Source organism: Nonomuraea fuscirosea, from assembly GCF_035917475.1.
GTDB lineage: Bacteria > Actinomycetota > Actinomycetes > Streptosporangiales > Streptosporangiaceae > Nonomuraea > Nonomuraea fuscirosea.
This window is the reverse complement of record NZ_CP109074.1, coordinates 3974206-4000488: the sequence shown is the minus strand read 5'-3', so window position 1 is coordinate 4000488 and position 26283 is coordinate 3974206. Positions and strand designations below refer to the sequence as shown.

Annotated in this window: 18 protein-coding genes; 6 read left to right on the top strand and 12 right to left on the bottom strand. The window is 73.3% G+C overall.

What is annotated here, in order from left to right; all coding sequences use genetic code 11:
* Positions 1–2: 2 nt before the first annotated feature.
* The 9 genes from OIE67_RS18085 to OIE67_RS18045 all read right to left on the bottom strand — a co-directional run bounded on the left by OIE67_RS18085 (position 3) and on the right by OIE67_RS18045 (position 16735).
* The gene (locus OIE67_RS18085; RefSeq protein WP_326641794.1) at positions 3–10547 is read right to left on the bottom strand and encodes a WXG100-like domain-containing protein; all 10545 of its coding nucleotides are present in this window, start codon (positions 10545–10547) and stop codon (positions 3–5) included.
* Between the two features lie 12 nt (positions 10548–10559).
* Positions 10560–10907 (bottom strand): hypothetical protein, encoded by a 348-nt coding sequence (locus tag OIE67_RS18080; RefSeq protein ID WP_326641792.1) that lies wholly within the window; start codon positions 10905–10907, stop codon positions 10560–10562.
* On the bottom strand, positions 10904–11275 hold the full coding sequence (locus OIE67_RS18075; RefSeq protein ID WP_326641790.1) for a YbaB/EbfC family nucleoid-associated protein: 372 nt from the start codon (positions 11273–11275) through the stop codon (positions 10904–10906). Before OIE67_RS18075 ends, OIE67_RS18080 begins: the two co-directional genes overlap by 4 nt.
* 139 nt (positions 11276–11414) lie before the next feature.
* Positions 11415–11807, bottom strand: coding sequence for a hypothetical protein (locus OIE67_RS18070; protein ID WP_326641788.1), 393 nt, complete (start codon positions 11805–11807; stop codon positions 11415–11417).
* Positions 11804–12691 (bottom strand): SseB family protein, encoded by an 888-nt coding sequence (locus OIE67_RS18065; RefSeq protein WP_326641786.1) that lies wholly within the window; start codon positions 12689–12691, stop codon positions 11804–11806. The genes OIE67_RS18070 and OIE67_RS18065 overlap by 4 nt, the downstream gene beginning before the upstream one ends.
* Positions 12692–12820: 129 nt before the next feature.
* Positions 12821–13873, bottom strand: a complete 1053-nt coding sequence (locus OIE67_RS18060; RefSeq protein WP_326641784.1) for a hypothetical protein — start codon at positions 13871–13873, stop codon at positions 12821–12823.
* A gap of 64 nt (positions 13874–13937) precedes the next feature.
* Positions 13938–15584, bottom strand: coding sequence for an OPT/YSL family transporter (locus OIE67_RS18055; protein ID WP_326641782.1), 1647 nt, complete (start codon positions 15582–15584; stop codon positions 13938–13940).
* Positions 15585–15641: 57 nt separating this feature from the next.
* Entirely contained in the window at positions 15642–15989 is a 348-nt protein-coding gene (locus tag OIE67_RS18050) for a hypothetical protein (RefSeq protein ID WP_326641780.1), read from the bottom strand.
* Entirely contained in the window at positions 15986–16735 is a 750-nt protein-coding gene (locus tag OIE67_RS18045; RefSeq protein ID WP_326641778.1) for an SDR family NAD(P)-dependent oxidoreductase, read from the bottom strand. Before OIE67_RS18045 ends, OIE67_RS18050 begins: the two co-directional genes overlap by 4 nt.
* Positions 16736–16823: 88 nt before the next feature.
* On the opposite strand from OIE67_RS18045, the gene OIE67_RS18040 reads away from it, so the two are divergent.
* From OIE67_RS18040 to OIE67_RS18015, 6 genes are all read left to right on the top strand, one after another.
* Positions 16824–17462: a TetR/AcrR family transcriptional regulator gene (locus OIE67_RS18040; protein WP_326641776.1), complete on the top strand. Its 639-nt coding sequence runs from the start codon at positions 16824–16826 to the stop codon at positions 17460–17462.
* Positions 17463–17574: 112 nt separating this feature from the next.
* The gene (locus OIE67_RS18035) at positions 17575–19074 is read left to right on the top strand and encodes an ABC transporter substrate-binding protein (protein WP_326641774.1); all 1500 of its coding nucleotides are present in this window, start codon (positions 17575–17577) and stop codon (positions 19072–19074) included.
* Positions 19074–20033 carry an ABC transporter permease gene (locus tag OIE67_RS18030; protein WP_326641772.1) on the top strand — a complete coding sequence of 320 codons (960 nt, stop codon included), beginning with the start codon at positions 19074–19076 and terminating at the stop codon, positions 20031–20033. The genes OIE67_RS18035 and OIE67_RS18030 overlap by 1 nt, the downstream gene beginning before the upstream one ends.
* Entirely contained in the window at positions 20030–20839 is an 810-nt protein-coding gene (locus OIE67_RS18025) for an ABC transporter permease (RefSeq protein ID WP_326641770.1), read from the top strand. Before OIE67_RS18030 ends, OIE67_RS18025 begins: the two co-directional genes overlap by 4 nt.
* Positions 20836–21690, top strand: a complete 855-nt coding sequence (locus tag OIE67_RS18020) for an ABC transporter ATP-binding protein (protein ID WP_326641768.1) — start codon at positions 20836–20838, stop codon at positions 21688–21690. The genes OIE67_RS18025 and OIE67_RS18020 overlap by 4 nt, the downstream gene beginning before the upstream one ends.
* On the top strand, positions 21687–22457 hold the full coding sequence (locus OIE67_RS18015; protein ID WP_326641766.1) for an ABC transporter ATP-binding protein: 771 nt from the start codon (positions 21687–21689) through the stop codon (positions 22455–22457). Before OIE67_RS18020 ends, OIE67_RS18015 begins: the two co-directional genes overlap by 4 nt.
* Positions 22458–22481: 24 nt before the next feature.
* On the opposite strand, the gene OIE67_RS18010 is transcribed toward OIE67_RS18015, so the two are convergent.
* From OIE67_RS18010 to OIE67_RS18000, 3 genes are all read right to left on the bottom strand, one after another.
* Positions 22482–23714: an AI-2E family transporter gene (locus tag OIE67_RS18010; protein WP_326641763.1), complete on the bottom strand. Its 1233-nt coding sequence runs from the start codon at positions 23712–23714 to the stop codon at positions 22482–22484.
* Positions 23715–23874: 160 nt separating this feature from the next.
* On the bottom strand, positions 23875–24666 hold the full coding sequence (locus OIE67_RS18005; protein ID WP_326641762.1) for a methyltransferase domain-containing protein: 792 nt from the start codon (positions 24664–24666) through the stop codon (positions 23875–23877).
* Positions 24667–24851: 185 nt separating this feature from the next.
* Positions 24852–26207 carry an alpha/beta hydrolase gene (locus tag OIE67_RS18000; protein WP_326645383.1) on the bottom strand — a complete coding sequence of 452 codons (1356 nt, stop codon included), beginning with the start codon at positions 26205–26207 and terminating at the stop codon, positions 24852–24854.
* Positions 26208–26283 lie beyond the last annotated feature (76 nt).

Sequence of the window (26283 nt, the reverse complement as noted above, 5' to 3'; positions counted from 1 at the left end):
CATCATGCCCGGACCCGGCCGGTCCACGCCCGCAGTCCGCACCCGCAGGGGCCGTCCGCGGGGCAACGGCACTCCTCCTCCGGCGGCTGGAGGCCGGTGCCGTCGTTGAGGCGACGCATCCGTTCCCAGTACGCGTGCCGCGCGGCGGAGCGGCGGGTCGTTCCGAGCAGGGTGGTCAGGTGCGCGGCCATGGGAGCGGGCACGAGGTGGAACGGGGCGGCGGCGGCGAGGTCGCGCAGGACGCCCAGCCGGCCGGGGCGCTGGGCGGCGGTGGCGGTGCGGACCTGGCGTGCGGCCTCGTACAGCTCGGCCAGTCTGGCGTGATCCGCGACCGGCAGACCCACGGCCCGCGCCACGGCGGCGGCTGCCGTGGCGGCGGCGGCACGCTCGTTCGCGCCGATCGTGCGGTGATCGTCCACCTGGAACGTCAGCACGCTCCCGTCCTGAGCGGACCCGTCCCGAGCGGACCCGTTCTGAGCGGGAACCCCTTGGGCAGGTCCGCCCTGCGCCGGCCCGCCCTGAGCGGCGTCGGCGCCGGGGGGCGTGGCGCGGCCGGCGGGCTGGATCTCGACGGCGATGGACGGCCGGCCGGGCATCTGGATGTCCAGCAGGCCCGGGCCGTGCGTGCGGACGCGGGCGCCCAGGAGGGCGGCGCCGCGTTCGACGGCCTTGGCGGCGGCGATCTCGGGCAGCGCCACGGGACCGCGGATCGCCGCGATCTGCTCCTGGGTCAGCTCGCCCGCCCGCGCCAGGAAGATCGTCCTGGCCGCCGCGCCCGGCTGATCCACCGCCAGGCCCGCCCTGCGTACCTCGGCACGGAGCTCGGCGGCGGCGGTCCTGGCGTCGGACGGCGCGCCGCCCAGCAGGGACGACAGGGTGCGGCCCCGGCCGGGCGCGGGCTCCTGCCGCGTGGCGGCGTCGATCAGGCCCCGGAGGCGGGCGATCGGCCCCTCTCCTCCGCGCTCCGGCCGCTGCGGGCCCGTGCCCCAGGGCGGGGGCGGCGGGGTGTGGCCGCGGCGCTCGATGTCGGCGGCGAGGGTGCCGATCGCCTCCGCCAGCCGCGACCGCGCGGCCGGGTCCTGCTCCGCCCGCCACTTCCGTGACAGGTGGGCGTGCTCGTCCAGGCGCGGCACCAGGCAGTGGTCCGTGCCCTCTTCCAGGTCGTGCGACAACGACGGCCGGACGACCCCCTGCCGGGCCCCGGCCGCCGCCGCGGCGCTCGCCTGGGCGGCGTGCGAGATCTCGTGCACCAGCACGGAGGACACGACCTGCGGGTCCACCCTCAACCCGATCCATATCACGTGCGGGCTGGTGGCGGTGCCGGCCCGCAGGTCCGTGCGGCCGAGCAGGCCGGCGCCCGGGTCCTCGACCAGCACCTGGACGTGCTGGTCGGGCGAGCCGGTGAACTGCAGCACGATCCGGTCGCCGCCGGCCCAGCGTACGTTCGCCACCGCCCCGCCGAAGTCGGCGGCCGAGAGGTGCTGGGCGCGCACCTCGGCGAGGGTCAGGTCGGGGCTTCCCTCCGGCCTGGCCGCGGCGTCGAACGGCGTTCCGGCGATCGCCTGGTCGGTCGCCGAGGCCCCGGACCCCGAGCCCGCCGACCCGCCCGTCAGCCCCTGCGCGACACTGCCTCCCGCGGACGCGTGCGACGGCCCGGTGGCGGCGGGCCAGGCGGGCGCGGAGGGCACGCCGGGAACGGCGGCCGTGCCGGGAGTGCCCGGCGAGGCCGTGCCCGTCGCGTCAGGCGTGCCCGGGGCGGGTGCGCCTGTGGCGCCTTGCGCGGGCGTGCCGGTGGTGCCTTGCGCGGGCGGGAGGGCGCCGCGGTCGCGGAGCGCGGCGGTCACCTGGTCGGTGAAGGTGCCCTCCACCTCCGAGTTCATGAAGACGTGCCGCAGGTCCAGCCGAGGGTGGCGGACCTGGTCGGCGGCCTCCAGCAGGCCGGGCGGAAGGGTGGAGAAGGCTTCGGCGAAGCCCCCGTCGGGGGTGCGGCTGCTGATCCTGCCGTCGGGGTAGGCGTCGTAGCGGTGCAGGCCGTCCGGCTCGCGTACCGCGACGACCGCCACCGCCCCGCGTTCCCTGGCGGCGAGGCGGGCGTCGCCGAGCACCTGGATGAGCCCCTGCCGACCGGACGCGGGCACGAACGGGAAGGTGTGCGACACGTCGGACTCGGGCCCGATGCGCACGCCCGACTCCATCCGCTCGCGCAGCTCCTCGATCTCCTCGCCGAAGAGGGTCACGTCCACCTCGCCGCCGCTCGCGGCCGGCATGTGGACCGCGTCGCCGACGGGCCGCACGTCGCCGTCGCGCAGCCGGGCCACGTGCTGGAAGACGAGGTCGTAGTCGACCCGCATCCGCACGGTGTAGACCTTGCCGCGGACGAACCTGCTGCGTTCGCGCCGCGCCCCGTGGTGGTCGTTGACGTTCTCCGACGACTGCTCGCCGGCCCTGGTGCCGACATCGATGCCGAGCCCGGTCTTCGCGACGCCGTTCCCGGCCACGGGCAGGACGCGGCTGCGCGACACGCTCACGTTCTGGGCGTCGGCCTTCCTGTCCACGTCGCCCTTCTCGGCGTCGAACGGCCCGGCCACGACGGTCATGTCGGACAGGCGGGCGCTGATCGTGACGTCGGCGCCCTGGTCCTTGAACTTCTGCCGGGCCATCCGCACGACGACGTCGCCGCCGGGCCCGGCCATCCGCTCGAAACCGCTGATCAGCGCGGACGGGTCGAGCCTGGCGACGAGTTCGGCCCGGCGTTCCGCGACCGTGTTGCGGCCCAGCATCTTGCCCAGCTGGGCGGTGGCGACCTCGAGCAGCGTGGGCCGGGCTGGGTCCTGCCGCAGCGTCTCGACGAAGTGGCCGGAGTGCAGCTCGACCCGGCGGGGGTCGGTCACCATGACGAGCGGGCCGGGGTCCTCGCTCGCGGGCCTGGCCATGCCGGTGGGCAGGCGGCGGACGAGCTTGGCGTCGTACCGGACGGGGCGCACCTTGGGACGGCGGCGGACCCGCTCGGCCGCGGCCTTGATCGCGGCGGCGGCGCGGGCCCTGGTGCTCGCGCCCGGCGCGCTCCTGACGCGGGCCGGCTTGCGCTCGACCTCGATGACCAGGACCATGTCCTGCTCGACGCGGTTGAGGCCGTTGAACAGGCCGATGCGCTGCAGCCTGGTCCCCTGCTCGTTGTTGGTGCTGGAGTAGGAGCGGCCGCGGTCGGTGGACAGGCCCGCGCCGGTTCCGTCCCCGTCGTCGCTGCTGGAGGTGTCGACGCCGGCGGAGTAGGACCCGTTGTACGCCTCCACGTGCGACAGGTCGGTGTAGCGGTAGCGCTGGATGATGATGCCGGAGTCGGAGGTGTGGCCGAGGAGCCTGCCCTTGCGCGGGTCGGCTCCTTCCGCGGGCTCCAGCCGCACCCGTACGGTGACCGCCTCCGGCCCGTCCGCCGGTCTGCCGCTCTGCACGTGGTAGGTCTTCTCGAAGCCGTTGGACGACCACATGGAGGGGATGCGGATCTGCGCCCGGTCGCCGGCGAAGTCGACGCTCGCCTCCCTGCGCAGGGTCGGCGTGTTCTCCTCCGCCCCCGGCATCGCCTCGTCCACGGCGTGCAGGACCGCGTCCAGCAGGTTGACGTCCTCGCCCTGGTCGTCGGTCAGGTCGAACGACTCCACGACGCTCAGGCCCATGCCGTTCTCGTACTGGGGCGCGAGCACGACCTCCTCGGTCCGCCTGATGTGCTCCTGGGCGTCGTTCAGCACCTGGTCGAGCTGGCGTTCTTCGTCTCCCTGCCTGGCCCGCGTGGCTTCCGGGCCGAGTCCGGTGACGTCTCTGAGCGACTTCAGCAGGCTCTTGGCGGTGTGCCTCTTGGCCAGCGCCGGCTCCTCGCCGCGGGCGCGCGCCTCGGACAGGGCCTTGACGTAGGTGTTGACGAGGGGCACGGCGAGATTGCGGTCCAGGGTGAGGCTGCCGTTGCGGAAGCGTTCGACGGCGTCGGCGACCAGGTGCAGCGGGAGCGCGAGGTCCCCGTCGGCGTACATGGTCAGCGCGTCGTACTCGGGGATGGAGAACAGGACGGCGCCCTCGGCGGCGGCGGTCCCCGGCTTGCCGGCCGGGATCCGTCCCTCCTCCGTGGGCAGCGCGTTCGGATAGCTCTCCGAGCCGGTGAAGGTGACGCCCATGTCGGCGCGCAGCATGTACTGGCGGCCGAACTCGATCGTCAGCTCCTCGGTGCCCCAGATGTCCAGGATGGAGGTGGAGGTCGAGGTGCCTCCCGAGCGCGAGGGCAGCGAGAGCGTGCCGCCGTCGCTCTGCGTGCCGCCGCCGTCCAGGTCGCTGAGGCCGGTCGAGGCGCCGATCGAATGGCCGGTCGAGCCGCCCCACGACACTCCGGCGCTGCCCAGCCCGAACATGATCCGGCCGACCACGTGGTCGACGACGCCGATCACCTCGGCCTCGCCCAGCTCGCCCTGCACGTCCAGCGACGACCGGGTGGGCGCCGCCCCCTGCGGCCGGATCGCGGTGTCGCTGTTGATCGGTGTCTCCAGCATCTCGGGGTGCGAGACGAGGTTGCGCGTGTTGAGGAAGGCCGCGAAATGGTGGTACGCGGGCGAGTCCTCGCGCATCGCGGCGGGCAGCACCCGTCGCGCCGTGGCCATCGCGTCGCGCACGTCCATGGCCAGGAGCGTGGCCCGGCTCATCAGCTTGCGGGTCGGCTTGCCCACCGAGGCGTTCTGGGCGGGGCCGTCCACCGGGAGGAGGTCGAGCGGCACCGACAGTCTCGCCTTGCCGTCGCGGGAGGCCAGCGGCGTCGTCTCGCCGTCGTGCAGGAGCTCCGCGGACACCACGTGCTTGACGTCCAGGAGCGCCTGCGCTCCCTTGGTCTCCCCGAGCGTCACCACGTTCAGGGTTCCGCCGGTGCTGGAGCCCGCCGTGCTGGTGACGTTGCCGCCGGCGTTCACCCCGACCTCGTGCTTCAGCCCGTCGTGACCCTCTTCCGGGCCGTCGCCCATGCTCGCGGAGGGCCCGCCGCTATACGTCCTGGACCGGCTGATCCCCCGCGCCGAGGTGTCGGTGCCGATGTCGAGGTCGACGTTCGTGTCCTCCTCGGTCACGCCGACGTACGTGCCGCGGTCGCTGAAGTCCTGCTTCAGCGACAGGCGCACGGTGTAGTGATCGGGGGCCTGGTTGAGGCCGTGCATGACCAGGTCGACCAGGATGGCGTCCTGCGCCACCTGGCTGTAGGCGGCGCGCAGGCGCCCCTCGGACAGCTGCTGGACGATCTCCTGCAGGTTGAGCACCTGGCTGGCGCGTTCGAGGGCGTTGGAGGAGTACTGCGGGACGCCGTCGACGATCCTGGGCACCAGGCCCTTGTCGGCGAGCTGGTCGATGACCTCCTCGGTGAACCCGTCCAGCCCGAACAGCTCCTGCACGATGCCGGGGCCCGAGCCGCGGATCTGCCCCGGCCCGTCGCCCATGATCTCCGGCAGCTCGGTCTTGCGTCCCTTGATCGGCACCGGCAGAGGGTCGCCGCGCAGTACGTCGTTGCCGTCGGCGTCGGTCAGGACCTTCCCGTTCATGCGGATCAGCGCCGCGTCGTCCACGGGCAGGCCGAACCGGTAGGCGAGGCGCTCCTGCATGCGCACGAGCGCGTCGCTCCGCATCGGCGGCAGCGTGACCGGCGGATCGCCGATCTTCTCGACGGTGAACGTGTGCCGCAGCTCCAGCCGGTAGCCCTGGGTGTGCCGGGTCTTCCTGAGCACGGTGGGATGGATGGCCTGGCCGTTGGCCGTCGCCGAGTACGTCTGGGACGCCGACCGTGCCCCCTTCAGCCTGGGCCCGATGGCCGGGTCGTACCCCGCCATGATGTCGACCGCCTGCAGCCCGGGGATGTTCAGCCCGGCCGAGGAGTTGCCCTCCAGCGATCCGCCCGCCGAGACCCCGCCGGGCGACGCGGCGAAGTCGACGAGCACCTCCTCTTCCCACTCCTGGTTGCTCGGCCCGCCCACCGGGCGGCTCGCGACCAGGACGACTTCGGTCTTGACGCGGATGCGGGCCTTGGGCTGGCCGTCCACGTCGATGGTCCGGTCGATCCCCTTGTCCGTCGCCTCCCGCAGCCGGCTCGGCAGCTCGTCGATGATGAACTTGCGCAGGTTGGACCGGGAGTTCGTGCCGATCTCGGCGAAGTCGCCGCCGAGCCGGCCCGCGAGCGCGTCGAGGGCCTCCTCCAGGCCGGTCATGCCGGTGACGACGTGGTTGGGCAGCGCGCTGGTGCGGCGCGCGTCGTCGATCGAGGCCAGCTTGCGGGGCGGCTGGTCGGTGTAGGAGTGCGTCACCCACAGCCGCTGGGCGGCGCTGTCGCCGGGCAGGCTCTCGGTGACCTGGGTGGTGTCGCGCCAGGCCGTGTCCCGTCCGGTGCGGATCTCGACCGTCCACGCGGCGGCCGCGTCGAACAGCAGGGACTCGCTGCGGTTGTCGGCGACCGAGCCGCCCTGCGCGTACGTGCCCGCCCCGCCCGACGTCGACCAGTTCCGCCCGGCGCTCACGCCCAGGGCGAGTCCGATCAGCTCGCCCACCGTGCGCACCCACTGGCCCTCGGGCAGCGTCTGCGCGAGCCCGCTGGTGTTGAGGTTGCCGAACACGCCGGCGCTGCCCGACTCGGTCGCGGTGACCGTCCGACCGGCCTGGAAGAAGATGCCCACCATCATCTCGGACGCCTGCACGGCCGGGTCGATGACCTCGATCAGGTCGGAGAGCGTGAGCCGGATCCGCAGCTCGGCCGCCGACCTGCCGTGGCCGGTGCGCAGCACGACGCCTTCTGGCGTGACGACCTTGTGGAAGTCCGCCCGGATGGCGCGCCCGAGCTCGTCGGGGGTGAACTGCTTGGCGATCCCCTCGCGTTCGAGCATGGTGTTGACCGTGCGGGTGAGCGCGCCGAGGTGCGCCAGCCGGCCCGCGGGCATCGCGGCCGACAGGGAGACCTCCTGCGGCAGCGCGGCGGCCAGCGCGTCCAGATAGCGCTGGTGCTGTTGCGTGGCCTGCCTCGCCAGACGTGCCGCGATGTCGGCCATGCTGACCTCGCCCGGCGCCGGGGGCATCGTGGCGAACGGCAACGCGCCCAGCAGCTGTTCGTACGCCTGCCTGGCGCGCGTCGCCTCCTCCAGCGCGGCGGCGTAGGCGTCGGCGATCCTGGTGTGCCTCAGTTGCGTGTTGCGGTGGCCGCGCGCCTCCCGCTTGGACTGGCGGGCGCGCTCGAAGCGGCCGGCGTCGTGGTGGTTCAGCGTCCTGCGGGCCGACCGGCTGGCCTTCTTCCTCGCCTTGCGGGCGTTCTCCGCGCTCTCCCGCTTCGCGTCGATCTGCTGCTGGAGAGCCCGTTCCGCGCCTTCCAACGCCGTGACGACCGCGGCCACGTCGGCGGTGCGCGGATCGCCCGGTACGGGTGGCGCGTGGCTCGGGCGGCTGTCGCTCCCCGGAGCCCAGGGCGGGGCCGGCGGGGTGTCCCCATGCTCCTGCAGCTCGCGCATGACGCCGTCGATGTCCACGGCCAGGCGGCGCTTCTCGGGCAGCGTGCGGGCCCGCCTCCACTGCTCGGTCAGGTACGCCAGCTCGTTGCGCCGGGCGGGCACGCACTCGTCGCGGGTCGGCCGGTTGCCGGGCAGCACCCGGCGCAGGACCCTCTGCCCCGAGTTGTGCCCGGTGGCCTGCAGGCGCTGGAGGGTGTCGGTGATCTCGTGCAGCCAGAGCCTCGGCAGCTGGTCGGAGGCGACGCGGGGGTTGATGTGGACGATGTGCGGGTCGTCGGGGACCGTGCCCTGCTTCAGCTCCGTCTGGCCCATCAGGCGGGAGTCGAGGCCGCCCACGACCGGGACGAAGTGATGCGTCTCGCCGTCGCTGGTGGTGACCATGAAGGTCCTGCCGTCCGGGGACCAGGCCAGCGCCTGGACCTCCTCGGCGCCGAAGTGGTCGGGGCGCAGGTCCGCGGTGGCGTCGCGGGCCTCGTCGGAGGTGAGGTCGGGGCCGGTGCGGGTGCCGGGGACGTAACCGGTGCCGGGCACCGGCTGGGAGGTCACGGTCCCGGGCGCGCTCGCCATCGCGGGGGCCGCGGCGCTGCCCGGGGGCTGCGCGGTGTCCGGGGATTGCCCGGTGTTCGCGGACTGCCCGGCGTCCGGGGCGCCGCGTGGCGACGTGTCCGGCCCGGTGCGGGGGGCGGTGTCCTGGACGCCTTGGGGAGACGTGTTCGGGGCACCGTGCGGGGACGCGTCCGGGCCCGCGTCCGGAGCAGTGTCCGAGCTGCCGTCCAGGCCGCCTTCTGGTGCCGCCGCTGAGAATCGGTCGTCGGCCTGGGCCACCAGGAGCAGCGAGGCCGCCTCCACCTCCAGGTCGGCCTGGCTCTGTACCTCGGTGGCGCGGGCGTGGAGCACGGCGCCGATGCGGTTCAGCGTGGCGGCGGGGATGACCCGGGGGCCACCGGGGGCCGGGACGATGAGGTCGCCCGCGGGGCCCATCACCGCGTCGGGGAAGTTCGTGCCGATCGCGTCCACCAGCGCCGTCCGCGCCCGGGCCACCGGCGTCAGCTGGGCCGCGGCGGGCACCGCGGCACCCTGGGTCCGGTCGGGCCCGTCACCGGGCTCCGGCACCGGCGTGGCGTCCGCGGGACGCGACTCACCTCGCGGCACCGCTCCGTCCTGGGCCTGACCATTCTGAGAGGACCCATCCTGATTCGGGCCGCGCCGAGCGGACCCGTCCTGGTCTTGACCGTTCTGAGCGAGCCCGTCCTGAGTGGAGCTGTTCTGTGCGGGACTGTTCTGGGCGGGGCCGGTCTGTCCGGCTTCGTCCGGCCGGGATCCCGGCGAGGCCGGGTCACCGTCGGTCGGCGCGCCGCCATCCTGTGCCATCGCCCCTTGGGCGCGCGCCCCCGCGTCGGCTTGGGCGGATGCGTCCGCGTCGGCTTGGACGGACGCCCTCGCGTCGGCTTGGGCGGGGGTGTCGTCGGCGGCCGGGGGCGTCGCAGGCGACGTTTGGTGGTCGGCGGTGCCGGGCCGGCGGCCGGTGCTCTGGTCCCCAGCAGGGTCGGCGGCAGGGTCCGACTTCAGGACCGGCTCCGGCTCGGGGGCCGGCTCCGGCGTCGGCTTGGGGGCCGGGTCCGGAGCAGTGTCCGGGGTGGACGGGGCGCGGCGGGGGGCGGACGTGTCGGGGTCGGGCATCGACGGGCGGCCGCCCTGCTGCGAGGAGGACGAGGAGGTGCGCTGGGCGGGCACGCCGGGCTGGTCGGGGACCCGGGTGGCCGCCTGGTTGCCGGGCCGGCCGCCCGCGGCGGGGCCTCCGGGCGCGGGGCCGGTCGGCGCCGTGGGACCGTCCGGGGACTGCGGCCCACCGGGACCAGCGCCAGGGCCGGAGCCGGGACCCGCGCCTGGACCGGCGTCCGCGCGGGCCGCGTCGGCCCTGGCGGCGGCGGTGTGCGCGGCGGCGAGCGTGCTCAGCGGGTGGGCCAGGGCGGAGGCGACGTCCGGGTTGAACGGGCTGATGCTGCCGGTCCGCCCCGCGCCGCCGAGGAAGCCGCCCATCAGCGAGTCGGCGGTGAACGGGTTCTGCACCTGCCCGTACACGGCGGTGTTGGCGATGAAGCTGCCCACCGGGGAGGCGATCGTGTTCGTCAGGCCGGTGGTGAGGGCGCGGCCGGTGAAGCCGGGGACGCCGCTGGTGAGGCGGGACACGGGCCCGGACAGGCGGGTGCCGATGACGGCGCCGGTGCCCGCCCCGACGATCGCGGCGGTGGACTTCTGCCAGTCCCAGTCCTGGCGGGTGCCCATCTTGATCTGCTGGTATTGGGCCGCCGCGTCGATGAAGAACTCTTCGCCGATCTCCTCGATGAGTTCCCGGCCGATCGGCGAGGCCAGCAGCCGGGTGATGGCGCCGCGCCCGGTGGCGCCGCTGAGCACGGCCACCCGGGCCAGCCTGGTGGCGCCGGCCTCGCGGCCGGCCACGGTCGCCAGCCGGACGAGGATGCGGCTCAGCGCCGCGCGGGCGCCGGCCGCGTACGGGCCGATGAGCGCGGTGGAGGCCCCGGCGCTGAAGAAGGAGGTGACGATGGCGATGCCGATGGCGATGACCGTGATCCAGAACGCCACGTTGATGGAGAGCTTGGAGTACTGCGTCTCCACAGCGAAGTCGTTGGCCTGCTGCGCGTAGGCCCGCGCGTTGCGGTCCACGCCGGAGATGCCGTCGTCGCCGTACAGGGCCTTGATCCTGGTGACGAAGTGCGCGGTGGCGGGCGAGGCCCAGCCCGTGACGACGGTACGCGCGGCGGAGCCCGCGGGCCCGGCCGAGCCGACGGCCCCGTCGCCCAGCGCCTCGTACGCCCGCGCCAGCTGCGACAGCCCGCTCTCGCTGGCCTCGGGCCATTTCTGGCCGGCGGACAGCATGGGGATCAGCCAGTAGACGACCCAGCCGGGCAGCGCCTCGGTCTCCCAGACGGGACGCGTGTCGCTGTCGATGGTGACGGCACGCGTCCGGCTCGGCCGGCCGGCCGAGTTCTGGACGTCTATTCCGCCCGTGTGCGTCATCCCCGGGCGCCTCTAGACCTCTCGCCGCTGTGTGAGGCCCGTGAGGTCGTGCTTGATGTCGGCGTCCGTCTGGAGGGTGTTGTCGATGGCCGTCCTGAGCCGGTCGCCCGCGTCCGTGATCTCCTTGGCGAGCCGGGCGCACTGGTGGAGCATCTCGCCGGGCCCGTCGTCGCGGAAGTGCGTGCGGATGAACGCCTCGCCCTCCATCCCGCCGCCCCAGGGGGCGCTCGCGATGCGCGCCTCGACCTCGGAGACCAGCTTGGGCAGGCTCCGTTCGACCTCCTCGGCCATCACGGACCACGCGGAGATGCCCCGGTCGACGATCGGCTTGGCGATGGCCGCGCCTTCCCAATCCTTCACTCGGCACCTCCGGCCAGCTGGGACAGGACCGCCTCGACGTCTCCGTCGAGGTGCGCCTGGAACTGCTCGGGCGGGATCACGGGCGCGAAGATCTCCACGATGCGCTCGCGTGCGGTGGCGGCGGCGCGTTGCCCGGTGGCCACGATCGTGTCGGCCAGGCCGCGCGCGTCAGGGCGCCGGTAGATGCGCGGGTCCAGGTCGATCCGGACGAGCTCGCCGCGTGATCCGACGGTCACCGACACGAGGCCGTCGGGTGAGGTCTCCGTCACCTGGACCGCTCTGGCCCTGGTGTGCAGTTCGAGACCTTCCTCCTGTAGCCGGGTGAACATCTCGCGCAGTTCATCGGCGTAGGCCCGAACTCCCGCCACGTCTGGCCGCTCCACTGATCCCATGACCCTCTCATGACGCTCTCGCCTGTAACGACACATGTTCCTGACGGGTAAGTTTCCGTCACATGAACACCATCAAACAAGAGCCTGTCGCAAAAGTGAGGATTTCGTTGGATTTTCACGGCCTGACAGGTACGGCCTCTTCGCGCATTTCGTCCACTTCGTCCCGGTTCGCCCAGCAGCGGTAGACGCCCCGTTCGACCCGGTCGAGCCCCAGCCGGCGCGCGGTGAGCACCGATCCGCCGAGGTATTCGAGCAGCAGCCGCCCGTCCCGCTCCCCGTGCACCTGGAACGGCTCGCCGCGCCAGCGGCACACCACGGTCACGAAGTGCAGCGACTCACACTCCCCGACCGGGACCGTGCGCACGTGGCAGCCCGGCTCGACCTCCTCGAACCCGTCGGCCGGGTCGGTCCTGCGCAGGCGTACCCACAGCTCCAGGGCGTGCGGCTCGGGGCTGGCGGTGTAGTCGGCGCCCCGCCAGCGGGCCCGGTAGGCGTGCCAGGCGGTCACGACGCCCTCCCGATCAGCAGCCAGCGGCGCAGGTCGCCGTGGTAGACGGCCCTGCGGTGCTCGGTTCCCGCGAGGGTCAGCTCCCAGATCTCGGCGCCGTGGGGCAGGCCCACGCCGTACACCTTGTACTCGCGGATGACGTTGTCTGGGCTGGGCACCAGCCCCATGCCGACGAACGGCGGCTCCTCGACCACCCAGCCCGCCACCGCGTCCCGCCCCTCCTCGTCGGTCCCCCCGTACGGCGTGCGGTAGAGGCCGAGCCCGACGGGACGCCAGCGCAGGATGTTCAGCGAGCCGCTCGCGCTCAGCAGGTCAGGCCGGCCCAGCGCCGCCGCGAGGACCGCGGGCGTGGCGATGTGGGAGACGTCGAGCGCGTGGTGGCAGTAGCCCGACACCCTCGGCTCGCTCGCGGCCAGCAGGTCGGGCAGCTCGCCGGTGGCGAGCAGCTTCTGCACCACGGGCACGCCAGAGCCCGGTTCGAGCAGGAGGTCCTGGGTCAGCGTGGGCACCGCGAGCCGCGCCACCGTCCCCGGTTCGAGCTGGAACGAGACCGGCAGCCCCGCGTTGACCGCCAGCCCCCAGCGCGGGTCGGGCCAGCCGGCCGCCAGCTCCGTCATCGACGTGATCCGGCAGTGCGTGGCGGCCCCGCCGGTGGCCAGCAGCATCGCCTCGACCGAGGTGTAGGCGAGCAGCCACGTCCGCCCGGGTCCCGCGGCGGTCGCCCAGGCGGGCGTCTCCTCGCCCGCCGCCGCGGCGGCGCTGATCGGCAACGCCAGGTCGGCGCCGCGCAGCAGGCTGAGGCAGAGCGCCAGGTGCCCGTCCCGGTGCGCGGCCCACAACTGCTCCTCGAACGGGGTCACCGGCAGATGATCATCGTCGGCCATCCGCCCATTCTGCCGGGTACGCCCACCACCTACCGCGCACCGGCCCCGGCACCGGCGACCGGGCTGCCACCGCCGCGGGTCGGTCACGGGTCCGTCGCCCGGTCACGAGTGGTTCCCGGCGCGGGTCGGTCAGGAGTCCGTCACCAGGTCGCGGGTCGTTCCCGTCGCGTGGATGATGCGTTCGGTGGCTTCGTCCCAGCGCCACGGCACGTCGCGCCCGTGCAGGCGTACCCCGCCGATCCACCGGTCGAGGCCGTTGAGCTCCACGTGGTCGGCCACGCCGGCCAGCACCCGCGACCCCGCCGGGGTCAGCCGCAGCTCGGTGCCGGGCCCGACCGGGCGGCCGGCCGGTTCGGCGTCCAGGAGGGGGACGGGCGCGCGGGCCATCCGCTCCATCATGGTGAAGCACCAGGAGTCACCGAGGTACGGGCGCGTCTCGCGCGCGGCGGCGTGGACGAACGCCGCCCCGGCGTCGGTGGCGCCGCCGGCGACGGCGGCCAGCACGCGCCGTTCGGTCAGCGACAGCCCGTCGCGGGTCGAGGGGTATTCGCGGCTGAGCCGGTCGAACGCCTCGCCCAGGAAGCGCAGCTCGGCCGAGCGGTCGGCGGCGACGGCGCCCAGGCCGTCGGGGGCCGGGGCGCGGAAGGCCGCCCACGCCCGGGTGGCCAGGTCGAGCGCGGCCGGGCTGAGCCGGATTCGGGCGTTCGTGCCGGGCAGCGCGCGCAACTGGCCGGCCGTCAGCTGCCCGAGCCCGCCGAAGCGGGCGATGCCGGGGTACTCGCCGATGCAGATCAGCGTGATCCGCTCCGCCGGCACCCCGAAGCCGGCCAGGCGGGACAGGATCTCGATGATCTGCAGCTGGTCGTACAGGTCGGCCTCGAACCACAGCACGTACGCGCCGGCGCGGTTGTCCGCCAGCGTCCGGTCCCGGTCGGCGAACATGCGCTCGCCCTCCGCGTGATCGTCCGCGTCCGCCCCGGTCAGGAACGCCACCCTGATCCGGCGCAGCTCCTCCGGCTCCACCTCGGGCACGGGACCCTCGTGCAGGACGTCGCGCCAGTAGATGAGGCGGGGCGCGAGCCCGGTGCCGGGCAGGTCGGTGGCATCGCCGTTGCTCACGTGCAGCGCCGCCGTCAGGGTCTCGGCCCCGCGGGCACGCTTGAAGCCGGACAGTCTGGTCATCGTCGTCTCCCGCGCTCCGCCGGGGATGGGGCGCGGACCGCATTTTACCTGGTACGACGGCTCTTCATGAGGTGAGCAGCTGGATCGGCAGCAGCACCGCGTTCGCCAGGCCGCCGCCCAGGATCAGCCCTGAGCCGACGGTCACGGCGAAGGCGCCCTCATCCCCTCTGCGGCGCTGCGAGACCAGCTTGGCCACGCCGCCGAGCAGGATGGCGGCGGACGTGGCGGCGGGCAGCAGGACGCCCAGCCCGAGCAGGGTCGTCAGGGCCGGCGTCCAGGCGAGCGCCAGGCCGGCCAGCCCGGCGGGGACGAGGAAGAGCAGGGCCGAGCGCGCGTACTCCGGCGACCCCCGGAGCAGGCCGTTCAGGAACTCCAGGGCACTCGACGTGGGCGCGGGGAAGGCGGCGGTGCCGACGCCGCCCGCCTCGCCGACCAGGAAGAGCAGCGTGATGCCCGTGCCCACGCCGGCGACACTGCCGATCGCCTGGCAGGCGACGAGCTGCCGGGTGCGGAGCGCGTCCCGCGCCGGCGCCGTGGCGGCGACCTTGGCCGCCTCGATGAAGTACGCCGACGCCAGCGCCGAGCCGCAGATGAGACCGACGAGCAGGTACGCCGCCCCCTGCGGCACGTGGGCCAGCGCGAGGACGACCAGGGTGAGGAACTGCAGCACGCCCGTGGGCGCCATCCCGGTGGCGGCGTTGACCCGGTTGAGGATGACGGCGAAGAGCGGGGCGAGGACGACGAGGGCGACGGCGATCGTCCGGTACGGCGGCGGCAGCGCCATGAGAGCCGTTACCGTCACGGCGGCCACGCCCGCCGCCGCGAGCCACCGGTGGCCGCCTCTCCCCCGCATCGCCCTGACGGCGGCCCGGCGCGGCCCGTCCGCCGTTCTCACCACGAAACCGCAGGCGTAGCCGAGCAGCAGGCCCACTCCCGCCGCGAGGATCCAGGGCGAGCCGAGATGCTCGGCGTAGGCGGGCGCGGGCCGCGGTGCCGCGCGCAGCGCGGTGGCGTACCAGACGACGAGGGAGTACGCCGCCCCGAGGCCGATCCAGACCGTGGCGGCCCCCGACAGGCGCAGACCGAGCCCGAAGAGCATCGGCGACAACGACAGGACGAGGTACGGCGGCAGGCCGGGTGCGGGCGGCAGGGAGTCCCGGCCGGCGGCCGCAGCCGTGAACGCGAGCACGGCGGCGGCGACGGCGGACACGACGATGAGACGCTGCCGCCCCGCACCCGCGTCGCCGGAACCGGTGAGGGCGCGCATGAGGTCGATGACCGGCCACAACGCCGGATACTTCAGGCCGGGGTCACCGATGATCGAGGGGGCCAGGACGACGCCCAGGAGGAGGCCCAGGAGGTTCGCCAGGAGCGCGAGGCCGACAAGCGCGATCCAGGCCGGCATGGGCGCGCCGCCCAGGAGCGCGGCACCGATGCTCGTGTCGATCGCGGAGACCGCCAGGGTGCCGCCCGAGGCGGTCGCGTAGGTGACGAACAGGGTCCGCCAGTTGAGCTTCCGCAGCAGGCGCAACGCGGCGCCGCCGAGCAGCACGGTGATGATCGCTCCGCCGGATCCGGTGCCCGCCTTGAAGGCCAGGATGACGTTGAGCACGCTGAGGCAGCCGCCGAGCAGCACACCGAGGGCGACGGGCGCGAGCGTGAGGTGACGGGGTGACGGCGGCGGGGGTTCCTCACGGGGGCCCGGCGGCATGAGCCGGCCTACGCCCGCTCGTGAAGCAGGCGCAGGCCGGCGGCCCGGAGACGGCGATCACGCCTGGTCTCCACCAGAGATCCTCCTCACGACCGCGCGCACCGAGCAGACCACGCACGGCTCGCGTTCCTCCCGGCCGCGCACGCATGTCCACCCGGCGCGCACCTGCCAGGCCGGCCGGGACGGCGGCCCCGCTGATCCCGAGCCCCCAGGATCTGACGCGGGCCCACCCGATGTCGAGTGCGGCCGGGCGCGTACCGACCGCTCGACGCCGAGCCGGCGGGCGGCGAGCGGCTCGACCGTGAAGGGGTCGTCCTCGCCGAAGCTGTCCTCGCTCCAGCCGCCGCCCGTGCGCTGGATGAGGACGCCGGTGCCGGAGGTGGCGCCGACGACCAGGATGTTCACTGCGGCAGGGTGCTGCGCTCGCCACCGTTGGCGACGATGACGGTGCCGTTGACGTAGCTGCTGTCGGCGTGGACGAGGAACTGGACGATCGAGGCGATCTCCTCGGGTTCGCCGATCCGCTCGCGCAGGTTGACCTTGCCCATCATCTCGATGTTCTCGCCGAGCATGGCGGTGGTGCCCGCGGTGCGGACCGGGCCGGGCGAGACCCCGTTGATCCGGACGCCGCTGGGGCCGAACTCCGTGGCCCAGGAGCGGGTCAGCAGTTCGATCGCGGCCTTCGACGCGCCGTACGCGCCGCCGATCGGCGCGGGCGAGGTCGCCGCGGTCGAGGTGATGTTGACGACGAAGCCGTGCCCGCGCTCGGCCATGCCCGGCGCCAGCGCGCCGACCAGCAGGAACGGGGCCCGCGTGTTGATGGCGAACTGCTCGTCGAAGCTCTCGGCGCTGGTGCCCGGCGTGCTGGTGAAGGTGTAGATCCCGGCGTTGTTGACCAGGATGTCCACCTCCCCTGCCGCGGCGGCCAGCGCCCGGACCTCGCCGGCGTTCGCCAGGTCGGCCGTGACGAAGCGCGCGGTGCCGCCGGCCGCGGTGATCTCCTTGACGAGCTGGGCGCCGCGTTCCGGGTCGCGGCCGTGGGCGACGACGTGGCTGCCGTCGGCGGCCAGCCGCAGCGCGACGGCGCGGCCGATGCCGGCGGTGGACCCGGTCACGAGGGCGGTGAGGGTGCGTGCGGGGGCGATGGCCATGGTGCCGATCTCACTTTCTGGGTTGTTCTGTCCAGAAAACGTAGGGGCATTTTCTGGATTGCGCAACCCAATCCGGTAGGCTCTGGACGTGCCCGAAGCAACCAAGCCCCGTCGCCTGACCCCCAAGGGCCAGGCGACGAAGAACCGCATCATCGAGGCGGCGACCGGGCTCATCGCCCAGCGCGGCGTGGCCGGCACCGGCATCGAGGACGTACGCGCCGCCGCGGGCGTCAGCGGCTCGCAGCTCTACCACTACTTCGCCAGCAAGCAGGCCCTGATCAGGGCGGTCATCACCCGCCAGGCCGACTCCGCGCTCGATCCCGGCCTGCCGCGGATCACGGCGCTCGACAGCTTCGAGGCCCTGCGCGCCTGGGCCGACGCGGCGATCGAGCGCCAGCGGGAGAACGGCTGCCGCGGCGGCTGCGACCTCGGCACGCTGGCCGGCGAGCTGAGCGGCACCGACGAGGAGTCCAGGACCGACCTGGCCAACGGCTTCCTGCGCTGGAAGGACCTGATACTCAACGGCCTGCGGGCCATGCGCGACCGCGACGAGCTGCGCGCCGACGCCGACCTCGACGAGCTCGCCTTCGCACTGCTCTCCGCCCACCAGGGCGGCACGCTGCTGTCGCAGACGGTGCTCGACGTGCAGCCCCTGGAGGCGTCGATGAACGCGACGCTGGCCTACATCCGCTCGTTCGCCACGGACCAGCGCCAGCCCGTACGGTAAGGGCAGTTATCTCCCTTTTGCCCTGTCCACCTATAGTGAGGTTTACCTACCCGATATACATAAAAGCGGCCGCCCCCGTCCCGCGTGGTGGCCGTTTTGCTCAGGAGTCACCTTGACCAGGAAGTTCGCCGGCGTCGCGGTCGCCTTGGCCCTCGCACTCGCCGCATGCGGATCGGACCCGGCGGCCGCGCCCCAGGAGGGCGCGGGCAGCGGCGCCGCCACGATCGAGATCGGCTCCCTGTACGAGCCGCAGAACCTCGACAACACCGCCGGCGGCGGCCAGGGCGTGACGGAGACGTTCAACGGCAACGTCTACGAGGGCCTGTACCGGCTCACCGACGCGGGCAAGGTGGAGAATCTGCTGGCCGAGAGCCAGGAGGTGTCGGCCGACGGCCTCATCTACACCTTCAAGCTGCGCCAGGGCGTGACGTTCCACTCCGGCAAGGCGCTGACGGCCGCGGACGTCAAGCACAGCATCGAGCGGGTGAGCGCCGAGGACTCGCAGTCGGCGCGCAAGAGCCAGCTCCAGGTGATCAAGTCGGTGACCGCGCCCGACGAGCACACCGTGGTGGTCAAGCTCTCCAGCAGGTCGATCTCCCTGCTCTACAACCTCAGCTACGTGTGGATCGTCAACGCCGACGCCAAGGACCTGACGACCGGTGAGGACGGTACGGGGCCGTACAAGCTGGGGTCGTGGAAGCGCGGCTCGACGCTCAGCCTGGAGCCCTTCCCCGGCTACTGGGGTCCGAAGCCGGCCAACGGCGGCGTGGTGTTCCACTACTTCACCGAGGCCACCGCGCTCAACAACGCGCTGATCACCGGCGCCGTGGACGTCGTCACCAGCGAGCAGAGCCCCGACGCGCTGGCCCAGTTCACCGGCAACCCCGACTACAAGGTGGCCGAGGGTCACTCCACGACCAAGCTGCTGCTCGCCTTCAACGACAGGAAGGCGCCGTTCGACAAGCCGCTGGTGCGCAAGGCCGTCTCCTCGGCGATCGACGACGCCAAGCTGCTGGAGTCGATCTGGGCCGGGCACGGCAGCCTGATCGGCTCGATGGTGCCGCCCACGGACCCGTGGTACGAGGACCTGACGAAGGTCAACCCGTACGACGTCGAGCTGGCCAAGAAGCAGCTCGCCGAGGCCGGGTACGCCGGCGGCTTCCGTTTCACCCTGGACACGCCCAACTACGACCCGCATCCGACGGTGGCCACGTTCGTCAAGAGCGAACTGGCCAAGGTCGGCATCACCGTGGACATCAACGTGATCACCGCCGACGAGTGGTACAGCAAGGTGTTCAAGAAGCGGGACTTCGCCGCCACCCTCCAGGAGCACGTCAACGACCGCGACGTGGTCTGGTACGGCAACCCCGACTTCTACTGGGGCTACGACAACAAGCAGGTCACCGGCTGGGTCGAGCAGGCGGAGCGGGCCAAGACCGCCGAGGAGCAGACCGAGCTGCTGAAGAAGGCCAACCGGCAGATCGCCGAGGACGCCGCCAGCGACTGGCTCTACCTCTATCCGCAGATCGTCGTGGCCTCCTCCAAGCTGTCGGGCTATCCGGTCAACGGCCTGAACTCGCAGTTCTACGCGTACGGGATCAAGAAGGGCTGATGGCGCGTTACCTGCTGCGCCGCACGGCCTTCCTGCTCGGCTCGCTGCTGCTGGCGGCCTCGCTGCTGTTCGTGCTGCTGCGGCTGCTGCCCGGCGATCCGGCCAACGCCCTGCTGTCCATCGGCGCGACCCCTGAGCAGATCGCGGCGGCGCGCCGCCAGACCGGCTCCGACCTGCCGCTGCCCGAGCAGTTCGCCGCCTGGCTGGGCGGCCTGGCCCGGCTCGACCTCGGCACCTCCTACGTCAGCAAGCTGCCGGTCGGCGGCGAGATCGCGGCCCGGCTGGTGGTCACCGTGCCGCTGACGCTGCTGGCGTTCGCCCTGGCGGTGGTGGTGGCGGTGCCGGTCGGTTTCCTGGCCGCGCACCGGGCGCAGCGCTGGTACGGGCCGCTGCTGAGCGGTTTCGCGCAGCTCGGGATCGCGGTGCCGGTGTTCTGGATCGGCATGCTGCTGGTGACGGTGTTCGCGCTGCGCCTGCGGCTGCTGCCGGCCGGCGGGTTCCCGCGCGAGGACTGGGCCGAGCCGGGACGGGCGCTGGCGGCGCTGGCCCTGCCGGTCGTCACCATCGCGCTGGTCATGTCGGCCTCGCTGATCCGCTACGTCCGCTCGGCCACGCTGGACGTGCTGGGCAGCGACCACCTGCGCACCGCGCGGGCGCTGGGCGAGTCGTTCGCCGGCGCCATGTGGCGGCACGGGCTGCGCAACGCGGCCGGGCCGGTCATCGCGGTGCTCGGCATCGAACTGGCCACGACGTTCCTCGGCGCCGTGGTGGTGGAGAGCGTGTTCGCGCTGCCGGGGCTCGGCACCCTGCTCATCGAGGGCATCTCCGAGCACGACTATCCGGTGATCCAGGGTGTGCTCGCGGTCAGCACGTTCGCGGTCCTGGTGATCGGGTTCGCCGCCGACGTGGCGCAGCGGCTGGTCGATCCGCGGCTGCGGACCCGTCTGGGGCGGTCGTGAGGGGGCTCAGGAGCAAGGGGCTCGCCGCGGGTTGCGTGCTGGTCGGCGTGGTGCTCGCGGTGGCCGTCGTGTCGCTGGTGTGGCTGCCGTACGATCCGGCCGACACCTCGGGCGGCCGGCTGGTCCCGCCGGGAGGCGAGCACCTGCTGGGCACCGACAAACTGGGCCGCGACCTGCTCACCCAGTTGATGATCGGCGCCCGCATCGCGCTGGTGGCCGGCGGCGGCTCGGTGCTGCTCGGCGGCGTGCTCGGAGTGCTCGCCGGACTGGCCGCCGGATTCGCGACGCGCTGGCTCGACGACGCGCTGGCGGCGGCGCTGGACGCGCTCATCGCCTTCCCGACGCTGCTGCTGGCCATGCTGGTGGTGGCGGTGCGGCAGGCGTCGCTCGGCTCGGCGGTGCTGGCGATCGGGCTGGCCATGTCGGCGGTGGTCGCGCGGCTGACGCGGATCCTGGTCAAGCGGGTGCTCGCGCAGGACTACATCACGGCGGCACGTACGTCGGGCAGCTCGTGGCCGCGGATCATCGCCGAGCACGTGCTGCCGAACATCTGGCCGACGCTGCTGGTCAACCTGGCCCTCCAGCTCGGCCTGGCCGTGCTGGCCGAGGCGTCGCTGTCCTACCTCGGCCTCGGCCCGCCCCCGCCGAACGCGTCCTGGGGGCGGCTGCTGCACGAGGCCCAGGCCACCGTGCTCACCGCGCCGGTGGGCGCGATCGCGCCGGGCGTGCTGCTGGTCGTGCTCGTCGTCGGCGTGAACCTGGTCGCCGACGGGCTGCGCGACCTCGCCCCTGGGAGGAGCCGATGACCGGGGAGAAGCCGATGGTCCCGGACCGGTCGCCGGCACCGGGGATCCCGGCGGAGCCGGCCGCCCTGCTCGACGTGGACGGCCTGTCGGTGCGCCGGGCCGACGAGCACGAACTGCTGCGCGGCGTGTCGTTCACGCTGGCGGCCGGTGAGCGGCTGGGCCTGATCGGCGAGTCGGGGTCGGGCAAGTCGCTGACCGCGCTGGCCGTCCTGGGCCTGCTGCCCGCCGGGCTCAGCGCGCACGGCAGCGTGCTGCTGGCCGGCACGCAGATCGTCGGCGCGCGGGACCGCCGGCTGGACCGCGTCCGCGGGCGGACGGTGAGCGCGGTGTTCCAGGAACCCCTCACCGCGCTGGACCCGCTGATGCGCATCGGCAGGCAGCTCGCCGGGCCGATCCGGCGCCGGCGCGGGCTGCGCGGCGCGGCGCTGCGGGCCGCCGTCTCGACCGCGCTGGACGAGGTCCGCCTGCCGGAACGGGTCGCGGGCGCGTACCCGCACGAGATCTCCGGCGGCCAACGGCAGCGCGCGGCCCTCGCCATGGCGCTGGCCTGCGAGCCCGACCTGCTGATCGCCGACGAGCCGACCACGGCCCTCGACGTGACCGTGCAGGCCGAGGTGCTCGCGCTGCTCAACGGGCTGGTCTCGGGCCGGTCGATGGCGCTGCTGCTCATCGGCCACGATCTGGCCGTGGTCGCGGGCGTGACGGACCGGCTGGCCGTGCTCGAACGCGGCTCGCTGGTGGAGACGGGAAGGGCGGAGGACATCGTGCGCGAACCGCGGCACCCCTACACCCGTGCGCTGGTGGAGAGCGCGGAGGCGTTCGAGGCCGAGTTCGATCGGCTGGCGCCATGACGCTGCTGGAGGCCAGGGAGGTCGGGTTCGCCTACCGGGGCGGGACGCCCGTGCTCTCCGACGTGTCCGTCGCGGTGACGGCGGGGCGCAACCTGGCGCTGGTCGGTGAGTCGGGAGCGGGCAAGAGCACGCTGCTGCGGCTGCTGCTGGGCCTGGCCCGGCCCAGTACGGGTGAGGTTTTGTTCGACGGCCGGCCGCTGCGGCCGGGACGCGACCGGGAGTTCCGGCGCAGCGCGCAGCCGGTGTTCCAGGACCCGTACTCGTCGCTCGATCCGCGCCAGCGGGTGGACCGCATCGTGTCGGAGCCACTGCGGGCGATGCGGATCGGCGCCCGCGACGAGATCGGCGACCGGGTGGCGCAGACGCTGCGCGCCGTCGGCCTGCCGGCGGACGCCGCGCGCCGCTATCCGCACGAGTTCTCCGGCGGGCAGCGGCAGCGCATCGCGATCGCCAGGGCCATCGTGTGCGAGCCGCGGATCCTGCTGGCCGACGAGCCGGTCAGCGCGCTCGACGTGACCACCCGGGTGCGCCTGGTCGAGTTGCTGCGGGAACTGAAGGCCACCAGGGAGCTGACGCTGGTGATGGTCTCGCACGACCTGGCCGTGGTGAGCGCTCTGTGCGACGAGATCGCCGTGCTGGACGCGGGCCGGATCGTGGAGCGGGGGGCGAGCGCGGCCGTGCTCGGCTCGCCCGAGCACCCTCACACGCGCCGCCTCGTCGCCAGCGTCCCCCGCCTGCGCCGGGACACCGGCCCGGCGGCTCCCTGACCTGGGTCGTCCTTCGCGTCCTGGTCAGGGCGCGGGGCGGGGGCCGCCGTCCTTGGGCGCGGCCCGAGCCTGGTCCGTGCGCGGCTCGGGCTCCGTCGCCGGCTCCTCGCCGTCTTCATCCAGGTACGCCTCGGGTACGTCCGGCATGACCGGCATCATCTCCTTACGGGACACGAACGTGTCCACCAGCGACAGCAGCATGGCCAGCACCGGCACCGCCAGCAGCGCGCCCACCGCCCCGAAGAGCTGCGCCCCCAGCAGCACGCCCGCGAACGCGACCCCCGGATGCATGTTCACCGCCCGCCCGCTGATCCGCGGCTCCAGCGTCAGGTTCTCCACCTGCTGGTACAGGATCCCCCAGGCCAGCGCCGCCAGCCCGATCCACGGCTGGGGCGAGACCAGGCCCACCACGGTGGGCAGGGCGATCGCGATGTACGTGCCGATCGTGGGCACGAGCTGGGCCACCATCCCGGTCCACACCGCCAGCGCCAGCCACGAGGGCAGGCCGATCAGCAGGAACACGACGGCCGAGGTGGTGCCGTTGATCGCGGCCAGGATGAGCCGGGCGGAGACGTACCCGCCGGTCTTGACCAGCGACACGTCCCACACCGTGAGAAAGACCTGCTGGATGCGGCCGGGCAGCAGCTGGGCCAGCCAGCGCCGCAGCCGGGGGCCGTCGGCCGAGAAGTAGAACGTGAGCAGCAGCAGGGCGAAGGCGTTGAACACCGCCGCGGTGATCGTGCCGAGCAGGCCGAGCACGCCGCCGAGCAGGTCCTGGGCGTAGGTGGCGGCCTGCTGGGGCGTCAGGTTGATGGAACTGAGGATGGTGGAGATGTCGTACCTTGTGCCGAACCGGGTGTTGATCCACTCGATGACGCCGGTGACCACCTCGGGCAGCGCGCGGACGAGTAAAGCGGCCTGCTCGACGAACAGGTTGCCGAACAGGAAGAGGAAGACCGCGGTGAGCAGGGCGATCCCGATCATCACCAGGACGGCCGCGGCGCCCCGGCGCATGTGCCGGGCCAACCGGCCGACCGCGGGCTCCATCGCCAGCGACAGGAACCACGCCATCACCACGACGACGACCAGCGAACCGGCGTCGGTGAGGACGAAGCGGATGAGGTACACCACGACGACGACCGCGACGACGACGAACCCCACCCGCCACACGTTGGCCGGCGAGAACAGCACCTGGACCCGCTGGGTGGCCTCGGGGCGGGGCTTGCGGGGACTCCGGGGCTCGAACGGCTTGGTCATGGCACCCTCCTGACCGGAGCACGCGGCGATATGCCTCACCGGCATCTCTTCCCCGTCCGGAGTGGATCGTGCACGACGCCCCCGGGCACCTGAGCGGACGTGAGGTCCATCAGGGGCTCGCGGGCAGGTGATCACGGTGCCCGCGGCCGGCGCCGGGTGGTCACGGGCGGGTGGCCGCGGCGACGAACAGCGGCAGGGCGAGGAAGAGCCGGTCGCGCCGGCCCCGTTCGCGCTGCTCGGTGAGCCACGCCTCGGCCTGCGCGGCGCTGATCGACCCGGCCGAACGCGCCCGTTCCGCGAGGTCGGCCAGCACGGGCACCGCCGCCGCGCCCGTGAGGACCCAGGTGTGGACCTCCACGGTGACGTCGGTGAAGCCGGCGTCGAGGAGGAGGTTGCGGTGACGGCGGGCGACGCGCGGGCCGGTGACCAAGTCGGCGCGGGCGTGCACGATGGCACGGGTGAGCGCGGCGTCGTCGGAGTCGACGACGTAGGTGTCCCAGTCCTGCCCGATCAGCACGATGCGCCCGCCCGGCGCCAGCACGCGCCGCGCCTCGGCGACCGCGCGGGCGGGGTCGTCCAGGATGTGGTACAGCTTCTCGGCCCGGTAACCGCTCAGCTCGCCGTCGGCGAACGGCAGCGCGTAGGCGCCCGCCACGCGGAAGTCCGCTGCGGGCCATCGCCGGCCGGCCACCTCGATCATCCGCTCGTCGAGGTCCACGCCGACCGGCCGCGCACCCCGTCCGGCCATCTCCCCCACCGCGCGGCCGGCCCCGCACCCGACGTCGGCGATCGCCGCGCCCGGCGCGAGGCCGAGGAGTTCGTAGGAGCGGGCGCGCAGGCCGGCCGCCCCGGGGAGTTCGTCGCCGAGGTCGAGCAGGGCGATGAGCGCGTCGGTCTGCTCGCTGGTACGGCCCGTGCCCGGCGTCCTGTCCAGGTTCGTGTTCGTGTCCATGGGGGCGATCCTGCGACTTCAAGTCCGCTTGAAGTCAAGCGACCGTCCCGGGCCGGTGAGCAACGCCCCCGCCGGCGACGAAGCCCGGCGCGCCGGGTGACCATCTGGAGGACGGTCACCCGGCGACGGCCGGGCGGAGCCGCCGGTCAGGCCGCGCGGTGCACCCGGCGCGGCCGAGCCGGTCGTCAGGCTCTCGCGGTGCAGGCGCCCGGCCTGGGAGCCCTGGCCGTGATCAGGTAGCGGTCGATCTGCCGTTCCAGGCAGGTGGACCCGCCGGCGTAGGCCGTGTGACCGTCGCCGTTCTTCGTCAGCAGCACGCCCTTCGACAGCTGCGCCGCCAGCGCCTTGGCCAGCGCGTACGGCGTCGCCGGGTCACGGGTCGTGCCCACCACGACGATCGGCGGCGAGCCGTGGGCCCGCACCTTCTTGGTGAACCTCTTGCCCTTGACCGGCCAGTACGGGCAGCGCAGCTCGGGCCGGTCGAGGCACTGGATGGCCCGGAGTGCCTCCAGGGTGTTGGCGTACGTGCCGTCCTCCCGGCGCCCGTTGTACAGGTCGGCGAGACGCAGCAGCAGCGAGCCGTCGCCCTTGAACCCCTGGGCCAGCGCCAGGCGCAGCGTCGGCCAGTACGCCACTCCGTACAGCGCCTGCTGCACCCCGGTGCGCACGACCGCCTCGCTCACCTGGCGGCCGTCGTAGGTGTTGCGCAGGGGCGCGCGATCGGCCCGCTGGTACAGCGCGTCGATCCGCTTGACCGCCGCACGCACCGAGTGCTTCTTGAACGGGCAGCCCTTGGCCTTGAAGCAGTCGCGCAGGAACGACTCCAGCGCCGTCCCGAAGCCCGTGGCCTGGCTCTGGACGAACTCGCCGCCCGACTGGTCGGGGTCTTCGGCGCCGTCCAGCACCATGGCGCGGATCCGCGTCGGGAACAGGTCGGCGTACCGGGCGCCCAGGTAGGTGCCGTACGACCAGCCGAGGTAGGTCAGGCGGGAGTCGCCCAGCGCCGCGCGCATCACGTCCATGTCGCGCGCGGCCTCGCCGGTGCCGACATGCGCGAGCAGGTCCTTGCCCGCGTTGGTCGCGCACGCCTTCGCGAACGTCTTCGCCCACATCCTGGCCTGCTTGAGCTCGGCCTTGGTGTCGGGCGTCGGGTCGGTGGAGTAGTAGGCGTCCAGGCCCAGCGTGCCCAGGCAGCGTACCGGGGCCGATCCGCCCACGCCGCGCGGGTCGAAGCTCACGATGTCGAACCGCCGGCGCAGTGAGGCCGACACGATCGTCTTGCTCACCTTCAAGCTGTCCACTCCCGAGACTCCGGGACCGCCGAAGTTGAGCACCAGCGAGCCGATCTTCTTTCCGGTGGCGGGAAGCCGGATCAGGCTGATCTTAATCCGTTTCCCGGCCGGCTTCGAATAGTCGAGTGGAACTTTTAATCTGGCGCACTGGAAGCCGCCACCGCACGCTGACCAGGCCAGACGCTGTCCGTAAAAATCGGAGACCCGGCCGGGCGCCGTGGCGTTCGCCGTACCGGCCAGGCCGGTCATGGCGATCACGGCGGCGATCACGGGCGAAATGATGATGATGAAACGTCGCATAAGGAAAAAGTGACCGCTTAACCTT